A 26,451-nucleotide genomic window follows, 5' to 3' on the forward strand; every position below is an offset into this window, starting at 1 on the left:
TGAATTTGATTTGATTAAATTATTATTTCTCTTCGATTTTGTCACCCAAGAGCTTCTTCTCCGAATCTGTCAGAGTCTCTACAAGTGCATATCTTTTTGATTTGGTAATGGCCATTTCATCCAATACATCAACCATGTTTTTGTAGGTTGAAACCGGCGTTGGCTTAATTACCACAACAAAAGGATCGTTTCCTTTCTCATCTTTCGGATTCGCAGCATTGATGCGCTTTGCAGAAGCGAAAATAACACTTCTAAGATCGAACCCATAGCGAGTTGTTTTCATAGATGCTACTGCCTTATCATCATCCGCGGCAATTCCGTCAAGATAATATACATCGTCGTTGGCTCCCATAAATAGGGTCAACACTTTCGACGCTTTCAACGGTTCAGTTTTTTCCTGGTCTTTCTCATCCGTCTTATCAGGCACAGCCAACGTCATGGATGTCGGTTTCGACATTGTCGTTGCTAGCATGAAAAACGTAATAAGCAAGAATCCCAAGTCCACCATTGGAGTCATGTCCACACGAGTGGACATTTTCTTGGCCCGAACCTTACCGTCGCCCTTGCCATGCCCACCACCACCGGATTCTTCAATTGCTGCCATTTTCTCTTCTTATTAAAATGATCCCTTTTGTTAAAACTAATCGTTCGTGTAGCCGGCAGGCGCTTGTTCGCTACCTGTGATCAAGTTGAACTTGTTGATGTTCTGCGACTGTAAGTTAGACAACACATCTTTGAAAACCGGGAACTTGGAAAGGTTGTCACCTTTCAAAGCGATTCTCAATTGGTTGTTTGCTTTACGAGCTGCATAAACCCAGTCAGCCAGTTCACTTGCCCCTGTTGAATCAACCGGAATACCTGGTTGCTTCACATTTGGCATTTGTTCCTTCGACATGTTCAACCAAGGTTTCAATTGAGCCAACGGAAATCCGAAACTAGATTGCAATGCAAATTTTGCTTTTTCAGTCTCAGTGAACGTGATCCCTTTTGATTGACCAATGTTTTCAAGCATTGCTGCTCTTACCGGTTTGGCATCCACTCCAAAGAACACTTTGCCCGCTTTGTCAATACTAATGACCATAATGTCATCATCCGGAACTTTAATCTGCGAAATGGAAGAGGGGGTTGTAATCTCCGCTTCATTCGACTTAAAAGTTGCCGTCATGATAAAGAACGTCAGTAGTAAGAACGCTACGTCAGTCATCGCTGTCATATCCGTATGCGGCGCATGCTTCTTAGGTCTTACCTTTCCCATAGCAAATATATAAGTTTTTTGTATATTAACGAAACTTCCATATTAATAGTTTAAAAAACTATTAATAATGTGTAGCAAAGTTTGATTGAAGGCTCAGGCCGATCTCATCAATGCTATAAGTAAGGTCGTCAACACGGCTGTTCAGGTAAGCGTATGAGATAGTCGCGATAGCAGAAGTACCGATACCAAGTGCCGTATTAATAAGGGCCTCGGAGATACCTGTTGCAAGTGCAGCTGAGTCAGGAGAACCTGATGTACCAAGTGCCGCGAACGCTTTGATCATACCAATTACCGTTCCAAGAAGTGCCAAAAGTGTAGATGCACCCGCAAGTGTTGCGATAATCGTAAGGTTTTTCTGAAGCATTGGAAGTTCAAGCGTAGTAGCTTCTTCGATTTCTTTCTGAAGCGCTGCAAGCTTCTGCTCTTTGTCAAGGGCAGTCTCAGTAGTCAACTGCTTATATTTAAGAAGTCCTGCTTTGATAACGTTACCAACAGAACCTTTTTGTCTGTCACATTCTTTAATTGCTTCTTCGATTTGGTTTTTGTCAAGAAGACCTCTCAGCTTCACAACGAATGAATCGATGCTTCCTGAACCCTGAGCTTTGTTCAAAGTGATCAAACGCTCGATTGTAAATGTTAACACGATCAGGAAACAAGTCATCAAAATTGGTACAATAGGACCTCCTTTGTAAACGATTCCGTAGTAATCACCATCGATTGGGCCTTTTGCGTGATCGCCGTCTTTAAAGTGTTCGGGAGCTCCCAGAACGAAAATGTAAACTGCCAATGCAATCGCAAATAGTAGAGGGATTACCAATGCCGGGTTCAAACCGCCTTTGCCTTTTGTTGCTGCCGCAGCAGGCTTTGGAGCTGGTGCCGGACTTGTAGCTTTCTTTTCCATCAGACTTACTTTTAAAGGTTAAATTGAGATTTTGGTTGTGAATTAAATAAAACTTTTGGTTAAAACTGGATTTGGTAAAATAAAATTTTGACCGCGTTTTGGATAATAGCCTTCTACAAAAGTATGAGTTTTCCTTTTAAAAAAAAGCAAGCATTTCGTCAGTTTTTTTCTCAGAATTTTTGACATAGCTCGTAGAAATTGCATATTTTAAAGAAACCCGGACATTCAATTTTCTTAATTATTCTCGAATTTGTGCTGATTCAGAATCATATGCATTCTAAATCCAAACTTATACATAATTGTACTCTTTACAATAAACTCTGCTAACATGTTTTTCAAACACCCTCATTGTATTTCAAAATATTTCAACAATCCCTTAGAAAAGCAAATATTATTTTTCTCCTACTATTAGCTAAACAACAATTTTAAAATTCGGATAGCCTACATTTTGCGCTGTTTCGCAAATTTTACGAAAAGAACAGAAGCAAGAGCGCCGTTTCATAACCATGACTTGTTGGTTCCTGAATAATTTACCGCCGTGGAAAACAGAATCGCAAAAATCCGGTAATTTTGACTTCCGTTTCAGTCTCCGACGGTAACTTAACAAATTCATAACATAATGAAAATCGACAAAGAGTCTCTTAAAAAAATAGCCCACCTAGCCCGTTTGGAAATAAAACCAGGGGAAGAGGAAGGCATTCTTAAGAGCATGGATTCCGTATTAACGTGGATGGAGCAGCTGAATGAGGTAAATACGGAAGGCGTGGAACCTCTGACTCATATCCTTAGCGAAGTGAACAACTGGCGGGAAGATGAAGGTGTAAATACCATGAGCCGTGAAGAAGCGCTTGCAAATGCGCCCGCTAAAAATTCTTCTTATATAATGGTTCCCAAAGTAATTGAGTAACGAATAGGACACTTTGTCCGTAGGGTCACCAATTTATCTGAAAGTCGTCGGCATCGGCCAATGCGGGAAATGCGCCGCGATAAGCACTAAGTTCGGCTTTGTTGAAAGTAACTATTTTCTCGGTTTCGGCACTCGCCAGCATACTCAGCGGCTCGCCCAAAAAGTCGAGCGCAACGGAATCTCCCTGGTAGGTAAGCCCGTTTGGGTCGGAGCCAATGCGGTTGACACCCACTGCAAAACTCTGATTTTCGATAGCCCGGGCTTTTAACAATGTATTCCAGGCATGTGCGCGCTTGGCAGGCCAGTTGGCTACATATATAAGAAGGTCGTAAGGATCAGATGCGAGATTCCGGCTCCAGACCGGAAAGCGAAGGTCATAGCAAACCAGCGGACAAATTTTCCAGCCTTTGTAGTCAATGACCAGCCTGGATTTCCCGGGCGTATAGGTAAGGTGTTCTTTCCCAAAGCTAAATAGATGCTTCTTATCATTAAATACATAGGAACCATCGGGATCGACACACATTAACCGATTGTAATATCGGCCTTCTTCTCTAACCGCAAAACTTCCGATAATCAATGCTTTTGTCTGCGCAGCCATTTGCTTCATCCAGCGCGTGGTGGTGAAATTCATCGGCTCTGCCGCGGCGGTATTCATTGTAAATCCGGAATTGAACATTTCCGGAAGCACAATAATGTCGGCTGGACCCGAAAGTCCGGCTATTTTTTCTTCAAGCGTTGCGAGGTTAGCAGTTGTATCTTCCCAAAACAGGTCAGTTTGTATTAACGCGACCGACAATTTTTCCGTCTGCTGGGCTGCATGCATGCTGAAAGCCTAATTTTGAATGACTGAATGAGTGAATAATTACTTATCTCCGTCCCGGAAAGCGCATGCGGTAATCTGAATCTACATTGCCTTTTGTGATATCAGCCAGTTTCTTTTTGATCAACTGTTTTTTTAATGTTGGCAAATAATCCACAAAAAGTTTCCCTAACAAATGGTCATATTCATGCTGAATGATCCTGGCGGCCATTCCTGTATATTCTTCTGTGTATTCATTCCAATCCGTATCACGGTAACGGATCTTAACGCGTTCTGGCCGGTAAACATCTCCGCGGATGCCCGGAATGCTCAGACAACCTTCTTCAAATGCCCATTCCTTCCCATCCTCTTCTAAAATTTCGGGATTAATGAATGTTTTCTTGAAATCAACCAATGAAAGATCCGGCTCGTCATCATCATCGTCATCTTTTTCACTGAACGGCGTTGCGTCAACTACGAAAACCCTAATATTCATGCCAATTTGCGGCGCTGCCAACCCTACCCCATTTGCACCATGCATGGTTTCAAACATATCTTCTGAAAGCTTTTTCAGATCAAGCTGGTCTTTTTCAATGAATTGGGTTGGTTTCCTAAGAATCGGATCTCCGTATGCTACGATGGGATAAATCATTGTAATGCGACTTTATTCGTTTTAATATAATGTAACTTTTATATGCCTGCTTATCTTCTGCTCTCCATATAAGACTGGAGAATGATCGTGGCGCTTATTTTATCAATGTTGCCCTTATCACGCCTATCGCTCTTTTTAGATCCTGAGGCGATCATGGATTGCAATGCCATCGATGACGTGAATCTTTCATCATGCGTGTGCACAGGAATTTCCGGAAATGTTTTTTTCAAAACCTTGATAAAGGCGGTTACTCTTGCCGCATTTTCACTTTCAGTGTTATCAAGCCTTTTGGGCATTCCAACTATAAATGCTTCGATCGGCTCACTGACTGCGTATTTTTTCAAAAACTCCGTAAGATCATGCGTCCTGACCGTATCAAGGGCAGTTGCAATGATCTGTAAAGGATCTGTGACAGCAATACCGGTGCGTTTGGCACCATAATCAATCGCCAAAAGACGCGGCATTTATCTTAAAGAATGTTAATTGCTTGCAAAGATAAGACCTTTCAATTAGCTTTTCCTGATTGTGCGACCCGATCGTAGATTTTGATCCGCGCATCACAGAATCCGATTATCTTTGTTTTATGATTGAAAAGCGCTGGATACACAACCCTGAATTTACCTCTGAACAAACACACATTGTCCTGGAACTGGCTGAATCGTTAAAAGTAAGCCCGTCGCTGGCTACGCTTCTGGTGCAGCGTGGAATCCTTGATTTTGAACAATCCCGAACATTTTTCCGTCCCGATCTTTCGCATTTGCATGACCCGTTTTTAATGCAGGATATGTATGCGGCTGTTACCAGGTTGAATGATGCCATCAGAAATGGTGAGAAAATATTGATCTATGGAGATTACGATGTGGACGGCACCACTTCCGTCGCATTGTTTTACGGTTTTTTGAGAAAAATTTACCCAAATCTCGATTATTACATTCCCGACCGCTACGAAGAGGGTTACGGCGTTTCCTGGCAAAGCATTGATTGGGCCCATGAAAACGGCTTTTCACTCATTGTAACATTGGATTGCGGAGTTAAATCGGTCGACAAGGTTATTGCTGCCAAGGAAAGGGGCATTGATTTTATCATCTGTGATCACCACCGTCCCGGTTCCGAATTACCGCCTGCCATTGCAGTGCTCGACCCCAAAAGGGACGATTGCGCATATCCTTATAAAGAGCTCACAGGTTGCGGCGTTGGGTTCAAATTGCTGCAAGCCTTTTGTATAGACAATGAAATAGATCCGGCGGGCTTGTTCGATCATTTGGATCTGCTGGTGATCAGCATTGCTTCGGACATTGTGCCTATTACGGGCGAAAACCGGATTTTGGCATATTATGGTTTGCAAAGATTAAATGCTGCGCCAAGATGCGGCGTTAAAGCGCTGATCCAGATTGCCGGACTGAATGGAGTCCTGGACATTACGAATGTTGTTTTCGGACTAGGGCCAAGAATCAATGCGGCTGGCCGGATTAAGCATGCAAAAGAGGCGGTCAGGCTTTTGCTATGCGAAGAGCATGAAGAAGCAGCCGATTTTGCTCAGGAAATTAATAAACACAACAGCGAGCGCAGGACTTTCGATACAAGCATTACGGAACAAGCGCTTTTCATGATCGAAAACGACGACTGGTTTGCGACTGCAAAAAGTACAGTATTATATAAGGAAGACTGGCACAAAGGCGTGATCGGAATTGTGGCGAGCCGGTGCATTGAAAAATACCACCGCCCTACCATTATATTAACGCAGTCACACGGAAAAGCCGCCGGATCGGCGCGGTCGGTTCCGGGTTTCGATGTGTATGAGGCCATTGAGGAATGTGCGGATCTTTTGGAACAATATGGAGGCCATACTTTCGCAGCCGGACTTACATTGCCTTTGGATAATGTGGAAGCATTCAAAACGCGTTTCAATGACATTGTAAGCAGCCGCATCCTGCCGGATCAGCTGATCCCGATGATCAACATTGATATGCTGCTGGAACTGGATGTGATTACGCCGAAATTTTATAACATTCTTCGTCAAATGGGCCCTTTTGGTCCCGGAAACATGACGCCGATCTTCGAATCCCGCAATGTTTCACTCGCGGGACGGCCTACGATCATGAAGGAGAAGCATCTGAAATTTGATGTGAAGCAAAACAATTCGGGAATATTTACGGCCATCGGGTTTGGTATGGCGCACTTTTATCCTGATCTGGTCAACGGAAGGCCGTTCTCGATTGCCTACTGCCTCGAAGAAAATAACTTTCGCGATAAAAAAACGTTACAACTGTCTTTGAAAGACATTAAACTGCTGTGAGCGGATTTTCCACTCAGCAATTGAAATAGAAATAAAAACGATGATATTAAGAACCGAAAACCTTGTAAAAAAATACGGGGTTCGTCTTGTCAACAACAATGTAAGCTATCAGGTTGAACAAGGGGAAATTGTAGGTTTGCTTGGTCCGAACGGTGCCGGTAAAACCACCTCCTTTTACATGGCCGTAGGATTGGTGAAACCCAATAGCGGAAAAGTTTTTCTGGACGATAAGGACATTACAAGCCTTCCCATGTACAAGCGTGCCCGCCTGGGCCTGGGCTATCTAGCGCAGGAAGCGTCGGTTTTCCGGTCGTTAACGGTGGAGGAAAATATTCGCGCAGTGCTGGAAATGACCGATATGTCCCGCACGGACCAGAAACAGAAAGTGGAAGAGCTTCTCGAAGAATTTCACCTGACACACGTTCGTAAGAGCAAGGGAATGGTGCTTTCAGGAGGTGAACGGCGGAGAACTGAAATTGCAAGATCACTGGCTGTCGATCCGAAATTCATCCTGCTTGATGAACCTTTTGCAGGCGTTGACCCGATTGCGGTGGAGGACATTCAAAGCATTGTTGCCAAATTGAAACACAAAAACATTGGCATCCTCATCACCGATCACAATGTAAATGAGACACTTTCCATCACGGACCGGGCTTATTTATTATTTGAAGGAAAGATTTTGAAACAAGGAAGCGCGGAGGAATTGGCAGAGGACGAAGTAGTAAGACGCGTTTATTTGGGTCAAAACTTTGAATTAAAACGTAAAATATAACTGCTTAGACATAGAAAAGGGAACGCTTCGCGGCATTCCCTCTCTTACAATTATTCACCATGAACTGTTGGGCTCTTTTCAGATCCCGCAGTTATTATTTTTTAGGGCACTTTTTACAGTGTTTACCTTTCTTTTTATATTTCTCACAGCACTTTTTGAATACACATTCTGTATTCTCGCTGAATGATTTCATCCATGTTACTTCTCCAACTGCACAGTCCGCAGGATCATTCAATGTAAAAGCGCTCATTCTTTATATGCTGTTATATACAACAAATGTAATTGCTATTTAGAATCATTCAAACAAATGATAAAAATTATTTTGAACTGATCTAAATTATAGCTTTTCAGAATGTGCTATTGGATCTTTTCCCAAATCTCGTGAACCGGTTTCCCATCACTGCTTTTGCCGCTGTGATCCCAGCGCCCGTTTTCAAGTTTATGGTCAAATTTCAGTGAAGAGCCAACGCGGTTGTTGTTTTTAGAGAAGAATTGAATGTTCTCCGTGTATTTCCCATCCTTAACTGTGTAAGTGCCGCCGCCGGTTGCGTAAAACCCTTTAACAGCCGGATCGATGGCAAACCATTGGAAACGGGTAGCAGACAGTAATTTCAATGTTTTCCGTGTTCCTTCCTGATGAATTTTTACCAATGTTCCCTGGTCGTCCGCTTTTTCTGTAATGTGCCACGCACCGGCCATAGGCGCTGAGGTTGCTTTATCTACGCGCATCCAAACCATTGCTTCCTCGTATTTTAAAGTCAAAATATCATCTTTTACCGTCACTGTAAAAACAATGGGAATGCCGATTTTTAATGAATCCGCAGAATTAAATTCCGGTGTGTAAGTCATCTGATCGCCATTCATGGTAAAAGGGCCACCCTCGGCTCTCTCAAAATATTTATTGCCAATACTATAGGAAGCAATGGCCATATAATTATCAGCAACAATTAGAGTTGATGCGCTGCCCGTTGGCTCCTGGGACTTCCATGCGCCTTTCGGAACCTGCGGCTGGCGTTCCTGCGGCAGGCGTTCCTGGGCAAATCCGATTATGGAGGCTAAAACAAGTGTGGCTGTCAGTAAATGTTTCATTGGATGTTCGATTTTTGATTTAACAATATACGTTATCAAAATTATGCCACTCTTTCCGGCCTCGCGGCTCTATTTCAAAACCTCTCGTAAAACCTCGAGGGATTTGATCTCGCCCAATGCCTCCATATGTATTTTATAAAAAAAGAGAAGTTTTTCTAAAATCGATATCCTGCGCTTCCGGTCCAGAACCACATTTAAACCGTAATTCCCTGTCAGCAGCTGCATTGTCGCATTTTTTTCAACAGGATCGGGCATGTGTGGAAAATGTTGGTTTTTTAATTCGCTTTCCAAATCTTCTACAGTCTCTATGCCAAAACCTAAAAAAGAAGCGAGCTGGACCAGAAAGTGGATATGAAAATTCTCAAAAGCACTTTCCGCTTCGTCCAGATACACCACGGATTCCTCTATAAATTGAAAAAGCAAAGGATTGCTCTCTTCTTCTTTCAAGGTTTTTCCGAGCATTTCCGTTACAAAAAGTGCCAGACTTGATTTAACAACGTCATAAGGCAGACTTTGGAACGGCTGGTAACATTTCATTTCCGAGATCCGATGCATTGTATCTTCCTTATTTTTATGGTAAACGACCATATCAAGCAAGGTCAGCGGCTGAAACAATGCGATTCTGTTGTTCCGCGATTTGCTGCTTCTAACGCCATTTACTATATATGTCTGAATGCCAAAGGCTTCGGTATAAATCTTGGCGATGATCGAAGATTCGCGGTAACGGATATAACTCAAAGCGATACCTCGCGTTTTATGTAACATATATATTAGCTGGCCTTTTGGTCAAAAATAGCTATCTTTCCATTAAAGAATTGCACACAAAAAACGGCTTGTAAAAAACGGAAAAATTTGAAGTTTTTTAAGCCAAAGGATTTGTACCTTTGCGACGCATAACGAACTATTTTAGAACATTAATTCGTTAAGTTATTATTCAGGGAATACGATTTGCAAACAGCAAATAATAATATTTCTAACGCATAACTCTTCATATGAGCGACGCCATTAAGCATGAGTGCGGCATAGCACTTATCCGTCTTAGAAAGCCTTATCAATACTACATCGACAAGTACGAGACACCGTTATACGCAGTCCACAAGCTTTCGGTAATGATGGAAAAACAGGTAAACCGGGGACAAGATGGAGCCGGAGTTGCCAATATCAAGATAGATGTCCCACCTGGGAAACGATACATCAGCCGATACAGATCCGTAGAACCTCAGCCACTTACGGATATTTTTTCCAAAATTCATAAGAAATTTCGCAAGGGTTTAAAGAACCACAGAGAGCATACCAACGATGCGAAATGGTTGCAGGAAAACCTGGCTTTTACAGGCGAGGTTTGGCTGGGTCACTTGCGATACGGAACACACGGTTCCAATGAAGTTGAAAACTGTCATCCCATGCTGCGCCAGAGCAACTGGAGAAGCCGCAATCTGGTTATGGCTGGGAATTTCAACATGACCAATGTAGATGAGCTTTTTGGAAAACTGGTATCACTGGGACAGCATCCGAAAGAAAAAGTGGATACAGTAACTGTGATGGAGAAAATAGGACATTTCCTGGATGAAGAAAACCAGAGAGTGTTTGAGCGCTTCAAAGGAATTTATGAAAATCCGACGCTTTCCAATGTGATAGAGGAGAATATCGACCTGCCGCGCTTGCTTTACAGGTCGTGCCGGGACTTCGATGGGGGTTATGCCATGTGCGGACTAACAGGTTATGGCGCGTCATTTGTGATCCGCGATCCTGCCGGAATTCGTCCAGCATTTTATTATGCCGATGACGAAGTTGTGGTTGTGGCATCCGAAAAACAGGCGATTAAGGCTGCTTTTAATGTAGATTATAATCAGATTCAGGAAATTACGCCAGGTTCAGCATTAATTGTTGATAAAAATGGCGAATACAATGAGTTCCCGATCTTGCCGCAGCTTGAAAAACGCTCTTGCAGCTTCGAAAGGATCTATTTCTCACGCGGAACCGATCCGGACATTTACAATGAACGCAAGCAATTAGGCAAGCTTTTAATTCCTCAAATTCTTAAAGAGGTCAATTACGATCTTGAAAATACAATCTTCTCTTACATTCCAAATACTGCTGAAACGGCGTTTTTGGGCATGATTGAAGGTTTGGAAGAATATCTGGCTAAAAAACGCAAGCAAGCAATCATGGAAGGCATTCTTTTCGAAGCCGACCTTGAAAAAGTGCTTTCATTCAGGCCGAGAATTGAAAAACTGGTTACCAAAGACGTAAAATCACGGACATTTATTACAGCCGATGCTTTGCGCGATGATATGGTTTCCAGCGTTTACGATACCACTTTCGAGGTTGTGCGTAAGAATGTGGATACGGTTGTGATTATTGACGACTCCATTGTACGCGGAACGACGCTTGAAAAGAGCATTCTGACTATGCTGGACCGATTAAGTCCCAAGAAAATCGTTGTGGCATCGTCCGCTCCGCAGATCCGTTTCCCGGATTGCTATGGCATTGATATGTCAAAAATGAAGGACTTTGTTGCTTTCCGGGCTGTGCTTAAATTGTTAGAAGAACGCGATCTGGAATATTTGTTGGAAGACACTTATATGCATAGTGTAACGTCCATTGCAACCAAAAATCCATATCATACCAATTACGTGAAAGCATTGTATGAGCCTTTTACGGATCAGGAAATTTCCGATAAAATCGCTGAAATTATTCGTCCGAAGGATTTGAATGCAGAGCTTTCGGTTGTGTTCCAGACAGTTGATAATTTACACAAGGCATGTCCGCAGCATTTGGGAGACTGGTATTTTACCGGAAACTATCCAACATTAGGAGGAAATAAAGTGGTTAACAGAGCATTCGCCAATTCGCACGAAGGAAAATTGGAAAGAGCTTATTAATCCAAAATCATATAATAGGACGAGCCGTTGCACATTTGCGACGGCTCTTTTTTTTGTAATTCAGCTATTTTTATGGAAATTGGCACGTCCGGCAATCCTTAATTTGCCACGTATTTAAACCTAAATCCCAAATGACCCAATTTTCCAAAATAACCTGGCTGAAAACCAGCTCGTTATTCTTCGCATTTTGCTTGCTTACAACTTTTGCCAAAGCACAAACCACCACCGGAACGCTTAATGACCTCAGTTTTCTGGAAGGTCACTGGAAAGGCACTTACAACGGTGGCCCCATAGAAGCCGGCTGGACAGCTCCCGAAGGAAGCAACATTATGGGTTACATTCGCATGATCAAAGATGACAAACCTGCTCTTTATGAGGTTTTTGCATTTGAGCAAGGTGAAAAAGGGCCGATAGCAAGGGTTAAACATTTTAAACCCGGCCTCATTGCCCTGGAAGAAAAAGCCGTTTCCGACACTTACAACTTTATTGAAGCAAAGAAAAATCAGGCATTGTTTGAAAAAGACGATGTTTCCGTGCGGATCATTTATGAAAGACGTTCTCAAAACCAGTTGGTGATCCAGCGCGGGAAAATGGAGGACAACAAGTGGGTGTTTATGGACCTGTTCGTTTTTAACCGGGTTCCATAATAACCGAAAGAATAAGATCTTTTAAGAAAGCGATTCCGAAACGGGTCGCTTTTTTTAGTTTTTCAAAATCAGGTAAACGCCCGCAACGAGCAAAACTGCGCCCGCAATGCGCGGTAATGTGATCTGATGAACCGCAAACCCCTGAAATCCAAAATGATCAATGGTTATCGCAGCAATCATTTGCCCCGCTACGACCAGACAAATCATGTTGGCGGGTCCAATATTTCTCACGATAAAAATAACCGTAAGCACATAAAAAGCGCCTAAAACGCCGCCCATAAAACGGGTCCAGGATATTTGCCTAATGTCTGAGAGGCTGGGAATTGGGTTTTGATTAAAGCAGGCGAAAGCAATTAACAGGATCACAAAACCCACGAAAAAAGATGTCAGGGCTGCTAAAATCGGGTTATTTAATGATTCGCGCAGTTGCACATTCACGCCAGACTGAACTGCGTTGCTAATGCCAATTAAGAAAGCCAGAAACAGGAAAATCCAATGCATGAAATAGGTGTTTCAATAAAAAGCTTACTTTTTCAATTCGTCTACTTCGTCCGGGTCAACGGATTGATAATACCCGTAGACGCGTAAAATAATGGCCAACGCAATGGTTACCTCAGCCGCCGCAACCACAATGACAAAAAGTGCAAACAGCTGGCCGCTAAGCCTTTCCGGATCATAACGACTGAAAGCTACGAGGTTGATATTCACCGCATTTAGCATTAATTCTATACCAAGCAAAATCCCAATAAAGTGGCGCTTGGTAATGGCAATAGCCAGCCCTATGCAGAACAATGCAGCTGCAACAATCAGATAATGTTGTAACGGGATCAATGTCATGGTGCAGGGTTGCGGTTCATAGCGAGATAAGCCGCGCCAACCAGGGCAACCAGCAATAAAATGGCGGCAATTTCGAAGGGTAACAGGTGGCTCGTCATTAATTCTACGCCAATTGTTTTAATGGTCGATTTGCTGCTGATCGTTTCGCCGGTCATTTTGAAATTCGCCGTTGCAATAATTTTAATGAGCAGTACAAAAAATCCTGCACCCAATAGAGAGCCCCAGATTCCGCGGCTCAGCAATATTTCAACACGGTTATGTTGCTGCGGATCGTCGTTTTTCTTTTTCTGAGTAAGCATTATCCCGAAGATCAGCAAAACAAGAATCCCTCCGACGTAGATCATAATTTGCGTCACACCCAGAAAGTCGGCACCCGCTAAAACATACAACGCGCCAACTCCCAAAAAAGCCAAAAACAATGCGAAAGCACCATAAATCAAATTTTTGGAAAATAGAATGAAAAGCGCAGCAATGATCGCTAGAAGTGAAAATCCGTAAAATGCTGCAACCTCCATATTAATGCTCATTTAATTCAGAACGCAAGACCAATCTTAATCCTTCGACTTAGGCTTCATTGTAGGTCGGAACGCTGGCTTGGGTTTTGTTTCCGGTTGTATTTCTGCGGTAGGTTGCTCCGGTTCAGGAACTACCGCTTTTGGCTCTTCGACTATTTTTTCCGGGATGGTGACCGGTGGCTTCATTTTCGGCTTAAAGATCGGTTTCGCCGCTGCCGGTTTCGGTGCTTCCTCCACTTTCGCTTCGGGTATTTCCTCTGTTTTTACTTCGGGAATCTCTCTTACTTCTGCTTCCGGCATTTCTTCCTTTGCAACGACAGGAGCCGGTTTTTTTGGCAGAAAAACAGGACGCGCAGGTTTTGCCACGGGAACTTCCTCCTTAACCTCTTCCTTGTTCTCTGTTTCCTGAACTTTCGGCTTCATACCTGGCTTAAATACAGGCCTGGCCGGACTTGCAGCCGTTTGTTCAGCAGTAACTGCCGGTTTCGGCACTGCTTTTAATGCCTCTTTTTCTTTCTGGAATTGTTCGAGTAAGCGGCGTTTTTCGTCGGCTTCTTCGGGAGTAAGGTTGGTGTAGTTGTAAACCATATCCCGCACATCCCACTCGCTGTAATCGAATGTCTTCGTCATGGTCAGACATTCTGTCGGGCAAACGGTTGTGCAAAGTCCGCAGTAACAGCACTTGGCCATATCAATGTCAAACTTCGCAGCATATAAGCGGATCGGCGAACCGTCCGACGCTTTTCCAATCTCTTCAATTGCTCTGATCGGCTCAATGTCAATGCAATCGACCGGGCATACTTTCACACATTTATCACAGACAATGCAGTCGTCTATTTCATTGTGCAACCGATAACGTCCATTGTCGGGAATAGGGATCGTTTCCTGCGGATATTGGATCGTCACCATTCCCTCCTGCCCACCAAAAAAATCATCGGAACGGATATCCACCATTTTGCGGCGTTTACGCGCATTCCACAAGTGCCGCAACGTCAACCGCATGCCGGTCACCGTAGTATTGATTCCCTCCGATATGTTTTTAAAATACGTCGACAAATCGCTCTCTAATATTATCCGCTAATTTCAGCCTATGGCAAATATAGACTAAACTGATTTTTAAAACGTATTTTTCAAGCAAAACATCCCTGTTCCAAGAGCTTGTCTATGTTTTTTAAATATTCCCTGGCCAGGAATTCCCTGTTGAAATGCTTCCTCGCGTACGCATGACCATTGCTCCCGTGCCGGGACGCAAGCGCAGGATTTTCGAGATACATCAAGATTTTTTCAGCGAAATCTTTCGGGTTTTCCGGCTCGACAAACAATCCGGCATCTGCAATTTCGACCAAATCCCGCGATACGCCGTCGATAGCGAGCAAAACGGGTTTGCTACAAGCGAAATAGTCAAAGGTTTTGTTGCTATAAACCGTTTTAAAAACATCCGTTTTTTTCAAAACAGAAGCACCGGCATCGGCTGCTAGAATGTATTTGAAGACATCTGCCTTGGAAACGGTGCCAATTAAGCTAACGTTATGCAGATCCCGCCGTCGTGTTTCAGCAATCAAAAACGCTTTTTCAGCTCCGTCACCCACCAGCAGAAAATGCGCGATTGTGTTTTTAAGGAGTTCAGCAGTTTCAATGATCTGGATCAAGTGATTAGCAACTCCATGCGCGCCAACATAGATAATAATAAAACGATCATGTAACCCAAGTTCTGTTCGGAATGCGTTCCTATTAAATGTTTTGCTAACCCTATCCGAAAGCGTAAAATCAGAAGCATTGGGAATTATCCATAGTTTGTCCGCTTTGACCCTTTTCTGTTTAATTAGGACTTCTTTGAAAGCTGGCGTAAGCACATTAATCGCCTTAGCTCTTTTATATAAAACCCTTTCAAGCCAAAATGCAGCACGTATGAGTATTTTATTCTTCAAAACACCCGTCTCAATAGCAGATTCAGGCCACAGATCTCTGATTTCCAAAACAAAATCAATTCGCTTGATCCAGGAAATAACCAGCCCGGCAATGCCCACAAATAATGGCGGCGAAGTGGAAAGCACGACATCGTACTTGTCTCTGGCGTAAAATATTCCTCCCCAAATGGCTGAAAGTAAGAAAGAAAACTGGGCAAAAAGCCGCCCTAAAAACTTCGCATCATGAGAATTGGAAACATAACATCGCACGACCTTTACGCCGTCCTGATTCGTCCGCCTTACAAAATATTTTCCCCCATAACGCCCTGATTTCAAATGCATATAATGCCCCATTCCTGCCAAAACGGTCACATGATGCCCCTCCTCAATCCATATCCTGCTCATTTCATTCCACCGCGAACCACCGCCATCATTGTCTTCCAGGAAATATTGATGAATCAAAAGAATGCGCAAGGGCTTCATAGAGATTGCTTTTCTTCAATGACGGTCCTGATACAATTCCCGAAACTGGAAAATACGAGTCTGCTGCATTTAACTTTCCTTCCATAACTCTCAGCATACCAGCCCTCCGTCTCCTCATAACCGATTTCATGACCTTCTATATCCTCCGCTGTGATCTGGTAATGTTCAAAAAAATCGGGATGCGGGTGCCAGATTTGATGCATGGGAAGGTGGCCGGGCAGGTTTTCGATACGGTCTTCAATGAGCCAATGCGACTTTTCCTTCGATTTAATGACCCGTCTGTGATGCCTTATGCCCTTTCCTAATTCATAAAATCCTTCAAATTCAGCCTCAATTGAATAGAAATCAACGGCCTCATTTATAGTTGCCTTTGCCTTTTTTATCCAGTTAAACCAAATGAAGCGTGGGCCTTTCTTCATTTGATCAAAATTGCCTAGCATCACTGTATTGTGTGAAGCGGTTCCTGAAAAATATCGCGTCCACCTTTCATCTGCATTATAGGAATAAGAACCGGCGTCGTGCAGGAGGTTTACACCATTAATCCAAATGTCCAAGTGCAGATTATCCGCCTGGAATGGCCTGTTTTTGTAAGCTCCGCAACGCAGCAAGGTTAAAGTTTTGTTATCGCGGATAACGTAATAACCGCCATGCTCAAAACACATTAAAGATTTCGGCTCAAAAGTTTCGAACAAGTTTTGATCTGTTTTTTTGATGGAAAACCACGCAGTTTCTTCATTCCAAAGGCCTTTTTCAAAGTTGAGATCAATTCCCAAAGCGTTTCCAAGCGCTTCTAACTGCGGTCTGAAATCACGAAAATGGCATTCCGTCAGGGGAAAAAACAATGCGCCATCATTGTTCCCGTAATTGGGAAGCCACCCCGTAATGTCATCCTGGCAACTTCGTAAAAAGTAAAGCGACTTCCTTGCCCGATCGTAAACAACATCGGCCCATTTGTCGCCATTCAGCTCTGCGAATGTTATTGCCAGAGTCAGCAATTGCACGACGACGCGGTGGTAATTCATGGAGAATTGCAGAAATGTGCCGTCTGGGTAAATCTGATAAGCGATCTCCCGCACGAACCATTTTTCCCCCTTTCTTCTCCACTCCTTACTTTCGGGAAAATGTGGAAAATACGTTCCAACAATGTACAATGCCAAGGTTTCCGTAAGTGCGTGGTTATTTCTTACGACACTTCGAGCGAAATGAATGTTTGCTGCAACATGCCGCATTTGATCGTAAATGCTTTGCGAAATTTTCTTGAAAAGTGCAGGCGAAAGCGTTTCCGAATTTTTGTAATAATGCAAAGCAGAGATCCAATTGATAACCCGCAGCGAAATTTCCTGGCCGCAAATCCAGTTTGAGCCTCGGTTCACAGGATTTTGATCAATCCAATCGTCTATCAATTCAAAAACAAGTTTGGACTGATCTTTCTCAAAGTGAAAATCAGAGCGCAAAAGGTCAAACAGGAAGCAGAAACGCGATTTATCCCAAACGTATTTAATGTCTCCCGCTTGCCTGGAAAGCGTTGGAATCTTGCTCCAATGCGTGTTTTTTTTATAAGTGAATCCATATTCCGGATTCGTATGCCAATCAGGAGCTGCACGCCATTGGTCATTGAAATATAGGAACCGGTTTTCCCGGATATGCGCTGCCCTTTCCCGCAAACCCGATAATTGCGCATTTTGCGTTAATGCTGATGCGGCCCGACCAAGCGGAAATTGCTGATTTTGATCAAGCCAATCTTCTTTCGAAAAATATGACAAATGTTTGTTCGTTATCGGAAATCGAAGCATTAACAGCCCAGTCCGGACCTGGATTTCGTGCCAAAAGCGAAAAAAGACATATCGAAAGCCCATATCTCTCAAAAACCGGATCATATATGAACCCAATTATTCAGTTTCAAACTCTCTATTACCGCTAATGTCGCTGCTGTTGTATTCACGATTTCCCCGAAAGAAATCGGTGGCTGCCCTCCGTTTTTTACGAAATCGAGCAGCGATTCATACATTTCTCGGTGACCTTTGTTTTGGGTCGTTTTAATGTTGGAAAAGTGCTTGAATCCGTAGCCGCGCAGTGTTTTGAAATTGTCAAGGATCAATGTCCGGCCAGAAGCATGGACTTCAATACGTTCTTTGGGATAATCGGTATGGCCATTAGAAAAATAGTTGACAACGCCTGTTGAGCCGTTTTCGCATTTGACTATTATGGATGCGTTATCGGTCGTATCAGCCGGATGTAGCCTCATCGCATTCATACAAACTGATACGATCCTGCTTCCTGCTATAAAGGAAATTAAATCAACAAAATGGCACCCTTCCCCTAAAAGCCTGCCGCCACCCACTTTCCGATCGTGGATCCAAGAATTTTGCGGTACAAACCCGGCATTAACATGGATTATAATGTTCATCACAGAATCGCCCAGTAAACTTTTCATCTTCCGAACATGCGGCGCAAACCGCCGGTTAAATCCGACCGTAACCGACGCATTACCCGAATTTGAATGATGAAAAACGTCAACAAGCGCATTCAATTCATTCTCAAAAATGGCCAAAGGTTTTTCAACGAAAACGTGTTTTCCAGCTCTTATCGCCTCAGAAGCCATTTGCGCGTGCAGGTTATGGCGCGTCGTAATCATCACCAGATCTACTTCCGGATCATTGATAATGTCCTGATAATCAGTTCCATAATAAGCAATGTCATATTTCCGGGCAAGGTTGGCTGCCGACAACCCATTTGCGCTGACAATGTGCTTGATCGTCGCGTTTTTTAAAAGCGGAAGCAATGTTGTGGCAGTATAATGCCCGGCTCCTATAATGCCAATCACTCCCTTTGTTCCCGAAAAACATTGTTTTGTTATCTGAATTGACCGTTTTGCTGAACACCTTTCTGGATAATCGAGGGTTACTGCAATGTTGCTTTGATCATGCTGTTTTGCATAAGCATTTTTAAAATCTGCGAACAGAAAGCTTTCACCTGTCAAGTAAGATGGATCAAATGCGCCATTTGACATTAATTTAAGAATGGCCTGAAAATTTCGGTTCTCCGTCCAACGCACAAAAGCATGCGGGTAATCTACTCCATGATGTTCATAATCAGGATCGTATCTGCCAGGACCATAGGAGCATGAAACTTGGAATGTTAGTTCTTTTTCATAAAAATCTGAGCGATTTAACCGAAGATCCGCCGTTCCGATCAGCACTATTTTACCTCGCTTTCGCGAAACCCGGGCCGCTTGGGATAAGATCTGGTCAGATTGTGAATCGGTGGCAATGATCACGGCATCTGCGCCAAAGCCATTTGTCGCATTGCCAATGTAGTGTTCAAGATTAAGAAAATTGGGATTAATGGCCTCAAAACCCCTTGAAATGGCAACTTGAAGTCTATGCTCATTCGGCTCAATGCCAATCACATTGCATCCATTGATTTTTAGCATTTCGGCTGTCAGCAATCCAACAAGCCCCAGACCGATCACAACAACCGTTTCACTCACGGACGGCGAAATCAAGCGAACCGCATGCAACCCAATGGAGGTCATTACAGTGAAAACTGCCTTGTGATCAGGAACTTCCGTTGGAACTTTCGCAATCAGATTTCTCGGAACGCAGACCATTTCCGCATGCGGTCCGTTGCTCACCACGCGATCTCCGACCTGAATATCCTGCACGCCTTCACCAACTTCCAAAACATGCCCCACATTGCAGTAACCCAAAGGAATGGGCTGATCAATCTTGTTAGCAATGTTCCGAATTGTGTTAAACAAACCGTCTGACTTCACTTTTTGATAAGCAAGCCTGAATTTATCGGGTTGTAATATTGCCTTCTGAAACGGATTGGCCTTTGAAAAACGGATCAGTGCATTTTCCGTTCCCGGAGAGATCAGGCTTTTGTGCGACTGGATCAGCACATAACCGGGCTGGACGATCGGAGGTGGGACTTCCTGCAACGAAGTTTCCCCCGTTCGCAGGTTTTGCCTAAGCTGCTTCATAAAAATATAGTGTGTTATTGAGTGCCGAAAATTACAATGTTAAAAGCAATAACAAAATTTTAATATTTTTGATAATTACAATTCAAGTGAAAAAAGCAAATCCAGCTTATTAAAGCATGAAAAAACTGAATATTGGAATCGTAGGATATAAGTTTATGGGCCGGGCGCATAGCAACGCCTGGAAAAAAGCACCGCAATTTTTCGATATGCCTGCCATGCCTGTGTTGAAAGCAGCTTGCGGAAGGCATGAAAGCGCAGTGAAAGATTTTGCCGATAAATGGGGCTGGGAGGAGACCGAAACAGACTGGAAAAAGCTCGTTGCCAGACCTGATATTGACATTATAGATGTAGCATTGCCGCAAGATCTCCATTATAATGTGGCCCTTGCCGCTGCCAAAGAGGGAAAGCACATATTTTGTGAAAAGCCGCTTTCCATGAATAGCAGGCAGGCTGAGGAAATGCTGAAAGTGTGCGAGGATAATAAGGTCAAACATTATTTAAACCACAATTACCGGAGGACACCTGCTGTTTCTTTTGCCAAAAAAATGATTGAAGATGGCAAAATCGGACGCATTTTTCACTGGCGCTGCGCTTACCAGCAAGACTGGATCATTGACCCGAACTTCCCCTTAACCTGGCAATTGCAAAAGGAATATGCACAGGCCGGCCCGCAGTGGGACCTCAATTCCCACGCCGTCGACTTGGCACATTATCTCGTTGGTGACATTGCGAGCGTCTCCTCGTTAACTGCAAATTTTATCACAACCCGTCCGATTGTAGAAGGAGGTGGAACGACAGGAAATTTGACTGCGGGCGAAGTTGGCACGGAAATGGGTGACGTGACTGTGGAAGATGCTGCATTAATGATGGTAATGTTCAAAAACGGCGCTATCGGTTCATTTGAAGCCACACGTTTCGCGGCCGGACGCAAGAACAGGCTGTCTTTTGAGATTTATGGAAGCAAAGGCAGTCTTTGTTTTGACCTTGAAAGGATGAATGAGCTGCAATATTTTTCCAGGGAAGATGAAAGCGGGCAACAAGGCTTCCGAACCATTCTGGCAACCGAGGCCGCGCACCCATATGCAGGAAACTGGTGGCCAGCCGGGCATATTATCGGTTACGAACATTCGTTTGTGCATGCTGTCGTGGATTTCGTGAACGCCATTGAATATGATACGCAGATTAAACCTGACTTTTCAGATGGTTTGAAGATCATCAAAGTCTTGGAAGCTGGGCTGGAATCAGCCGCGTCCAAGCGCCAAATTGATTTATAGTAAACACTCAGAGCCACCTTCAACAATCTAAAATATGATTACGTATATACAAAATCGTTCGTTAAAGGTGGCTTTGAAATTTTGCTTGCTGACATGCGCGTGTCTGCTGTTTTCGATCGCGACTTTTGCTCAAAACGTGACAGACAAGAAAAGCATTTTCAGTCGGGAAAACCTGATTGCGTGGTGCATTGTACCCTTTGATGTAAAAGAAAGAGGGCCAGCGGAACGTGCTGACATGCTTAATAAACTCGGGATCACCATGCTTGCGTATGACTGGCGCGAGAAGCACGTGCCCACTTTTGAAGAAGAAATTGAACAACTTAAAAAACACAATATCAAGCTGCAAGCTTTCTGGTATTACTCAGGCGCCAATCCTGAAAATGATAAGAATTTTGCCACCATTATTGAGGTTTTAAGGAAGCATAATGTTAAAACAGAGATCTGGTGCATGGTTAGCGGCATCAAAGGACTAGACGAAATGACGCAGGAAGAAAAGGTCAAAGCTGTGGCAAAACCGGTTGCTTACATGGCAGACAAAGCTGCGGAAATCGGCTGTAAGCTAGGCCTTTACAATCACGGAGGTTGGTATGGGGAGCCTGAAAACCAACTGCAAATCTTTGATTATCTGAAAAAACCGAATATCGGAATCGTCTATAATTTCCATCACGCGGAAGAGCACATTCAACGCTTCCCTGAATTTTTCCCGAAACTCATTCCGCATCTGCTGGCCCTGAATCTTTCCGGCCTCAAAAAAGGAAATCCCGTAAAAGTAGTTCCCATCGACCAGGGCGACGCTGAGCTCGACATGATCAAAATCGTCAAAAACAGCAACTACAAAGGCCCAATTGGCATTATCAACGAAGACACTGCACCTGACGCCGAGGTTGGGTTAATGTTGAATATGGACGGTTTGAAGGGGATTTTGGAGAAATTAGGGGACGAGGCCGCGCTGAGGAGTTATAAGTGACATTTACCGTTCTTTCTTCCAAACTCACCGGCGGCTCACTGAAGAAGTTTGTTCGAGGCAATTATTTCTACCTTCCTCGTAAGTATTTCATTCAACCCGAGCGCCTATGTTTTATTTGTACAAACGAAGAATTTTCCTGCCTAAAATCGCCAGCCGCCCAGTCGTGAAGAGCCTGGCCTTCACGGCTATTTTAGCAACAACACTGCTTTCCAGCTGCTTTCTCAAACAAGATCGAACAACGACGGTTTATGGGACCATTACGGATCAGAACGGGGAGCCAGTTGATAGTATTATGGTGCTAGCGCAGGGCATGCACTATCTTATTTTCGAATCATTGCAACATACTTATTCCGATTCAAACGGCCATTTTGAGATGGTGATAGAGGTTCCAAAAAGGTTCGGGACGATTGACATATCTGTGCCATTTTACCCAAAGGAAAACCCAAAATTCCAAAAATACTATAAGGGCAAGAAAACCATTAAGAATGATATGGCAACAAGTAACTGCTGCATTACCTCAGTGGGTAAGAAAACCAAATATGACTTCCAACTAATCCCAAAGTAACCCGCCATGAAACAAATGCAAAGCATCTTAACTATCTCAGTAAAAGTCGTTTTCCACGTTATCGCACATTTTATAATGATCATTCAGCTCAATAGCTGCTTTCTCAAACAAGACCGGACAACGACGGTTTATGGGACGATTACAGATCAGAACGGGGAGCCAGTTGATAGCATTATGGTGATCGCACGAGGCAAGCGCGGTTTCAGCTTTGAAACTTTGAAACAGACTTATACTAATGGTGAAGGCTGCTATGAAATATTGATCGATCCGCCAAAAAAGTTTGACTTTATAGACATTTCTGTGCCATTCCTATTGATTGAAAATCCAAAGTTTTTCAAATATTATACGGGAAAGAAGACGAGAAAAGACGACGAAAAAACAAGTAATTGTTGTATTGCTCCCATTGGCGAAAAAACCAAATATGACTTTCAACTAATCCCCAAGTAATTTAATTTCTTATTTAATCATACACTAAAATGCAACACCTTGCCGCCTTCGCGAGGAGAGGACGCTATTGTCTTCTCCCAACCCTTCTTTTTGCCTTTTCAATAACGTTTGGACAGGATTATGAGCAATTACGACAGCAAAAGCTTAATAGCCTGGACTTGTCGGGCCTCGGACAAAGGCTGTTTCTCAATGCCGGTGTTACGACCAAGCATGAAATCGACCATTTCAAAAATCTAAACAAAAATGAAAAAACACTTGCAGAACCCGTGTCGGCAGAAGAATGGCAAAACCTCTATGACCGCCTAGTAGACACGGATCTCAGGCCTGCAAATATCCGTTTAGCAGAACTGACACAATTAATAGAAACGAATGCTGCTAAGCTGACCAGTAGCAATGTGGTGCCGATCGGAATTATTAACCTGGAAGGCATTTACCTTTCCGATCAGGAACTTGCGCAAAATGAAACTTCTAAAAAAGCCGGACGTGCGGTTGATTTTACAAAATACGAAACGGTCAGGATCGTTTCCTCCGCTGCGTTGCAAGAAGATCTTTACCAGGCTAAGGTGTCGTTTTACATTAGTAATGCGCTCAATATCGACAACCATGCTGAAAAAGTCTCGGCACTGGAAATTGATTTTAATGATGGAGGTGGCTTCACGACTTATCCCATCTCCGGTCAACTCATACTGCATGAATTTCAATCTATTGGCGAGCATCGGATCAACATTCGCTTTCAAGTTGGCAGTGTCGCGTATACTTTTGAGACAAAGGTTAATGTAAAACAAATGGTGCGCTATCCTTATGAGGAGTTCGATATCACCGCAAAACCGTTTTCAACAGCATCTCCCGAAGCAGATTCGACTGCCAGAACTGCATTTGTGGGAGGCACCATTCGGATCATTAAAGGTTGTGACGAAATTCTGAACAAGCCTATTATCGTTGCAGAAGGGTTTGATATGGGACAGGATGTGAACCTGGATGTATTGGAAGCGCGTTATCGCACTCCGCTCAACCAATTTCTGCTGGAGGGATATGACCTGGTGCTTTTGGATTACAATGATGGACGGGCCGCTATTCAAGATAATGCACAGGTGCTTAAAGCAGCTCTTGAACTTGTAAACAATCAAAAAAGTGGAAATGTCGAGGCCATTGTGATTGGTGAAAGTATGAGTGGACTTGTAGCAAGATGGGCGCTGAGAGAAATGGAGAACTCTGGACAAGCGCATCATGTTCAGTTGTTAATGTGCTACGACACCCCGCATCAAGGTGCGAATGTGCCGGTGGGTCTCACGCAATTAATGTATGATGCACATCCTACTTTGCTTACGAAAGTAATTTTGAAATTTTTCGCCAAAGGTTGGCGTAATTATCACTCTGCCTTGGGCACGCAAGCTGCCAGGCAGCTATTGTTGCATCATGCTGGCCATCCCAATGTCGGTGCAAAACATCCCGATTTCGATAGTTTTCGCACGCAGTTAGTCAATCTTGGAAATGGTGGCTATCCGGCTAATTGCCGAAATATTGCTGTTATACATGGCAGTATGAATGCATCAGACCGGGTGCTTTTCAATACCTATAATTATGGAAGCAGATTATTAATGAGCTGGACACCATTTGGACTTCAGAATACGAATATCGACATCCATACTAATGACTTAAATAAAAACTCCAGTGTTTTTAAGTTTTCTGCTTGGGGTATATTTTCAAAAAAGCTTGGTGTTAACCGTAAGTATACTAGCTCTTTGAATGATGACTTTCTTCCTGGTGGACGAAGTGCCGCCAGAATCCCTAATAAGCTTTTTAATGGCACTTCGTGGTTTGAATTTTGCTTCGTGCCTACATTCAGCTCGATTGACTTCCAAGGACCTAGAACAACGCAACTTGAAAGGGAGTTACTTAATATTGAAAATATGGATCCGACACAGACACCATTCGTAATGATTTACGGTACTAATGAGAATAATGCTCATGTTACTCCTGGTACAGCTAATTTTACCAATGTAGGCCTAGCCGAAGGCCTCTTAACCAGCAACCCCGCCTGTCCTGCCCTACCCGTCCCCCCAATTCCAACAATTGCCCCTTTCAACACTTGCTATCCATTCGGCGAGAAGCGCACAACAGAGGATAACACAGCGAACATTACCGTTTCACTGAAAAATGCTTCCAACGGCCAATACGTGCATAACTGGACCGTGCTGCCATCGAATCAATATTTTACAACAACTGGCGATCAGATCACTTTTCAGGCTGAGCGGGTGGATCATTATGAGGTTACTTGCGTGCGCACTTATCCGAACCGCAGGGATTTGAGCTCGACTGCCACGGCGACCATCTGGGTTTATGATTGTAATAGTGGTAACCTTCCTGCAAAGCCGGATGAAGATCAATTGGTGTTTGCAGACGCGGCGGACGTTTGGGAAGGCGATTTTTTGCTGACAACCTCGGTAGATTCACTTGCTGTATTTGCGCATTATTTTCCCGTTACTAAAATATTATATGCATCGCTCCAAAACGGAACATTCATTCCGAGAAGCAAGCTAAAAGCTAGCGGCATGTTTGACGAATTCGCTGCGCTTTTCGCAGAAAATGACCCGAGCAACCCGCTCCCTGTTCATTTGATAAAGTTTGAGGCTCGTGCTGAGGGCAAGAATGTGCTGTTGAGTTGGTCCACTTCCAGTGAAATAAATAGCGAGAAGTTCATTATCGAGCGAAGTGCCTCGGGCAAGGATTGGAATGCAATCGGTCAAGTTACGGCGCAAAAGCTGAGTGATGAGCAGAAAGAATATGCATTCTATGATTCCAACGTCGAGCTGAAGGCTGCCTTTTATCGCTTAAAAATGGTCGATTCAGACAGCACATTTGCTTACAGCAGGATCGAAAACCTGCAATTCGACGGTTCACAATCTGCCTTATTTCCTAATCCAGTAGGGATCGACGGGTTATTGCAACTGCCCGAAGGCGCCAATGCGGCTGACATTACCATTTTTGATCTTTCCGGCGTGAAAGTTTATGAGAAGAATGGTGCAGCGACGCAGATTAATGTTGAGAAACTTTCGCCAGGAAATTATATCGTTCGTATTCGACTGAAGGACGGAACCGAAACAAGTCAGCTGGTAGTGAAGAAATAAGTATTGACATTGAACAACCTGATCACGTATATAGAAATTTCGTTGGTTAAAGGTATTCTTTAACCTTCCCGTAAAACATTGACAGTTAAGGCATAAGTAAAAAAGCATTTACTTATGCCTTAACTATTTGACAGCGATCT

At 43.5% G+C, this 26,451-nt stretch carries 25 protein-coding genes; 10 read left to right on the forward strand and 15 right to left on the reverse strand.

The genetic code is table 11. The features are described 5' to 3' along the window. Positions 1 to 22 precede the first annotated feature (22 nt). From NFI81_RS18180 to NFI81_RS18190, 3 genes are all read right to left on the reverse strand, one after another. Positions 23 to 604, reverse strand: coding sequence for an ExbD/TolR family protein (locus NFI81_RS18180; RefSeq protein ID WP_234611056.1), 582 nt, complete (start codon positions 602 to 604; stop codon positions 23 to 25). Positions 605 to 640: 36 nt separating this feature from the next. Beyond that, positions 641 to 1,255 (reverse strand): ExbD/TolR family protein, encoded by a 615-nt coding sequence (locus tag NFI81_RS18185; protein WP_082217344.1) that lies wholly within the window; start codon positions 1,253 to 1,255, stop codon positions 641 to 643. A 61-nt stretch (positions 1,256 to 1,316) separates the two neighbouring features. Then, positions 1,317 to 2,156 (reverse strand): MotA/TolQ/ExbB proton channel family protein, encoded by an 840-nt coding sequence (locus tag NFI81_RS18190; protein ID WP_234611055.1) that lies wholly within the window; start codon positions 2,154 to 2,156, stop codon positions 1,317 to 1,319. A gap of 619 nt (positions 2,157 to 2,775) precedes the next feature. On the opposite strand from NFI81_RS18190, the gene gatC reads away from it, so the two are divergent. Continuing rightward, positions 2,776 to 3,063 (forward strand): Asp-tRNA(Asn)/Glu-tRNA(Gln) amidotransferase subunit GatC, encoded by a 288-nt coding sequence (gene gatC, locus NFI81_RS18195; protein ID WP_234611054.1) that lies wholly within the window; start codon positions 2,776 to 2,778, stop codon positions 3,061 to 3,063. A 25-nt stretch (positions 3,064 to 3,088) separates the two neighbouring features. Here gatC and NFI81_RS18200 read toward each other — a convergent pair whose 3' ends face one another. From NFI81_RS18200 to ruvX, 3 genes are read right to left on the reverse strand one after another with little or no spacing between them, the layout of a single operon-like run. Further along, positions 3,089 to 3,886 (reverse strand): amidohydrolase, encoded by a 798-nt coding sequence (locus NFI81_RS18200; protein ID WP_234611053.1) that lies wholly within the window; start codon positions 3,884 to 3,886, stop codon positions 3,089 to 3,091. Between the two features lie 43 nt (positions 3,887 to 3,929). Next, complete coding sequence (gene def / locus NFI81_RS18205; RefSeq protein ID WP_234611052.1) at positions 3,930 to 4,514, reverse strand: peptide deformylase; 585 nt, start codon at positions 4,512 to 4,514, stop codon at positions 3,930 to 3,932. Between the two features lie 50 nt (positions 4,515 to 4,564). Next, complete coding sequence (gene ruvX / locus NFI81_RS18210; RefSeq protein ID WP_234611051.1) at positions 4,565 to 4,978, reverse strand: Holliday junction resolvase RuvX; 414 nt, start codon at positions 4,976 to 4,978, stop codon at positions 4,565 to 4,567. Positions 4,979 to 5,097: 119 nt separating this feature from the next. Here ruvX and recJ point away from each other — a divergent pair, with 119 nt between their 5' ends. Together recJ and lptB are read left to right on the forward strand one after the other, a co-directional pair. Then, entirely contained in the window at positions 5,098 to 6,810 is a 1,713-nt protein-coding gene (gene recJ, locus NFI81_RS18215; protein ID WP_234611050.1) for a single-stranded-DNA-specific exonuclease RecJ, read from the forward strand. A 40-nt stretch (positions 6,811 to 6,850) separates the two neighbouring features. Beyond that, on the forward strand, positions 6,851 to 7,582 hold the full coding sequence (lptB, locus tag NFI81_RS18220) for an LPS export ABC transporter ATP-binding protein (protein ID WP_234611049.1): 732 nt from the start codon (positions 6,851 to 6,853) through the stop codon (positions 7,580 to 7,582). Positions 7,583 to 7,939: 357 nt separating this feature from the next. Here lptB and NFI81_RS18225 read toward each other — a convergent pair whose 3' ends face one another. Together NFI81_RS18225 and recO are read right to left on the reverse strand one after the other, a co-directional pair. Further along, a complete protein-coding gene (locus NFI81_RS18225; RefSeq protein WP_234611048.1) occupies positions 7,940 to 8,671 on the reverse strand; it encodes a DUF4488 domain-containing protein in 732 nt (243 codons plus the stop codon). 69 nt (positions 8,672 to 8,740) lie between these two features. Beyond that, the gene (recO, locus tag NFI81_RS18230; protein ID WP_234611047.1) at positions 8,741 to 9,436 is read right to left on the reverse strand and encodes a DNA repair protein RecO; all 696 of its coding nucleotides are present in this window, start codon (positions 9,434 to 9,436) and stop codon (positions 8,741 to 8,743) included. Between the two features lie 227 nt (positions 9,437 to 9,663). Here recO and NFI81_RS18235 point away from each other — a divergent pair, with 227 nt between their 5' ends. Together NFI81_RS18235 and NFI81_RS18240 are read left to right on the forward strand one after the other, a co-directional pair. Next, positions 9,664 to 11,556 (forward strand): amidophosphoribosyltransferase, encoded by a 1,893-nt coding sequence (locus tag NFI81_RS18235; RefSeq protein ID WP_082217353.1) that lies wholly within the window; start codon positions 9,664 to 9,666, stop codon positions 11,554 to 11,556. 131 nt (positions 11,557 to 11,687) lie between these two features. Beyond that, the gene (locus NFI81_RS18240; protein ID WP_234611046.1) at positions 11,688 to 12,203 is read left to right on the forward strand and encodes a DUF6265 family protein; all 516 of its coding nucleotides are present in this window, start codon (positions 11,688 to 11,690) and stop codon (positions 12,201 to 12,203) included. Positions 12,204 to 12,257: 54 nt separating this feature from the next. On the opposite strand, the gene NFI81_RS18245 is transcribed toward NFI81_RS18240, so the two are convergent. The 7 genes from NFI81_RS18245 to NFI81_RS18275 form a co-directional block, all read right to left on the reverse strand. Next, entirely contained in the window at positions 12,258 to 12,704 is a 447-nt protein-coding gene (locus NFI81_RS18245) for a DMT family transporter (RefSeq protein ID WP_234611045.1), read from the reverse strand. Between the two features lie 24 nt (positions 12,705 to 12,728). After that, positions 12,729 to 13,040 carry an NADH-quinone oxidoreductase subunit NuoK gene (gene nuoK, locus NFI81_RS18250; protein ID WP_234611044.1) on the reverse strand — a complete coding sequence of 104 codons (312 nt, stop codon included), beginning with the start codon at positions 13,038 to 13,040 and terminating at the stop codon, positions 12,729 to 12,731. Beyond that, a complete protein-coding gene (locus NFI81_RS18255; RefSeq protein WP_235137582.1) occupies positions 13,037 to 13,555 on the reverse strand; it encodes an NADH-quinone oxidoreductase subunit J family protein in 519 nt (172 codons plus the stop codon). The genes nuoK and NFI81_RS18255 overlap by 4 nt, the downstream gene beginning before the upstream one ends. A 36-nt stretch (positions 13,556 to 13,591) precedes the next feature. Next, positions 13,592 to 14,557: a 4Fe-4S binding protein gene (locus tag NFI81_RS18260; protein ID WP_234611042.1), complete on the reverse strand. Its 966-nt coding sequence runs from the start codon at positions 14,555 to 14,557 to the stop codon at positions 13,592 to 13,594. Between the two features lie 128 nt (positions 14,558 to 14,685). Then, positions 14,686 to 15,945, reverse strand: coding sequence for a glycosyltransferase family 4 protein (locus tag NFI81_RS18265; RefSeq protein ID WP_234611041.1), 1,260 nt, complete (start codon positions 15,943 to 15,945; stop codon positions 14,686 to 14,688). After that, on the reverse strand, positions 15,942 to 17,708 hold the full coding sequence (locus tag NFI81_RS18270; RefSeq protein ID WP_234611040.1) for a heparinase II/III family protein: 1,767 nt from the start codon (positions 17,706 to 17,708) through the stop codon (positions 15,942 to 15,944). The genes NFI81_RS18265 and NFI81_RS18270 overlap by 4 nt, the downstream gene beginning before the upstream one ends. A 110-nt stretch (positions 17,709 to 17,818) precedes the next feature. Further along, entirely contained in the window at positions 17,819 to 19,930 is a 2,112-nt protein-coding gene (locus NFI81_RS18275; RefSeq protein WP_234611039.1) for a bi-domain-containing oxidoreductase, read from the reverse strand. A 116-nt stretch (positions 19,931 to 20,046) separates the two neighbouring features. Here NFI81_RS18275 and NFI81_RS18280 point away from each other — a divergent pair, with 116 nt between their 5' ends. The 5 genes from NFI81_RS18280 to NFI81_RS18300 all read left to right on the forward strand — a co-directional run bounded on the left by NFI81_RS18280 (position 20,047) and on the right by NFI81_RS18300 (position 26,311). Further along, entirely contained in the window at positions 20,047 to 21,204 is a 1,158-nt protein-coding gene (locus tag NFI81_RS18280; RefSeq protein WP_234611038.1) for a Gfo/Idh/MocA family protein, read from the forward strand. A gap of 34 nt (positions 21,205 to 21,238) precedes the next feature. Continuing rightward, positions 21,239 to 22,171: a sugar phosphate isomerase/epimerase family protein gene (locus NFI81_RS18285; RefSeq protein WP_234611037.1), complete on the forward strand. Its 933-nt coding sequence runs from the start codon at positions 21,239 to 21,241 to the stop codon at positions 22,169 to 22,171. Positions 22,172 to 22,277: 106 nt separating this feature from the next. After that, positions 22,278 to 22,736 (forward strand): hypothetical protein, encoded by a 459-nt coding sequence (locus NFI81_RS18290; RefSeq protein ID WP_234611036.1) that lies wholly within the window; start codon positions 22,278 to 22,280, stop codon positions 22,734 to 22,736. A gap of 15 nt (positions 22,737 to 22,751) precedes the next feature. Further along, positions 22,752 to 23,183: a peptidase associated/transthyretin-like domain-containing protein gene (locus tag NFI81_RS18295; protein ID WP_234611035.1), complete on the forward strand. Its 432-nt coding sequence runs from the start codon at positions 22,752 to 22,754 to the stop codon at positions 23,181 to 23,183. Positions 23,184 to 23,212: 29 nt separating this feature from the next. Beyond that, positions 23,213 to 26,311, forward strand: a complete 3,099-nt coding sequence (locus tag NFI81_RS18300; protein WP_234611034.1) for a T9SS type A sorting domain-containing protein — start codon at positions 23,213 to 23,215, stop codon at positions 26,309 to 26,311. The last annotated feature ends 140 nt before the right edge of the window (positions 26,312 to 26,451 follow it).

The organism is Dyadobacter fanqingshengii (assembly GCF_023822005.2).
In the GTDB taxonomy this organism is placed as follows: Bacteria; Bacteroidota; Bacteroidia; order Cytophagales; family Spirosomataceae; genus Dyadobacter; species Dyadobacter fanqingshengii.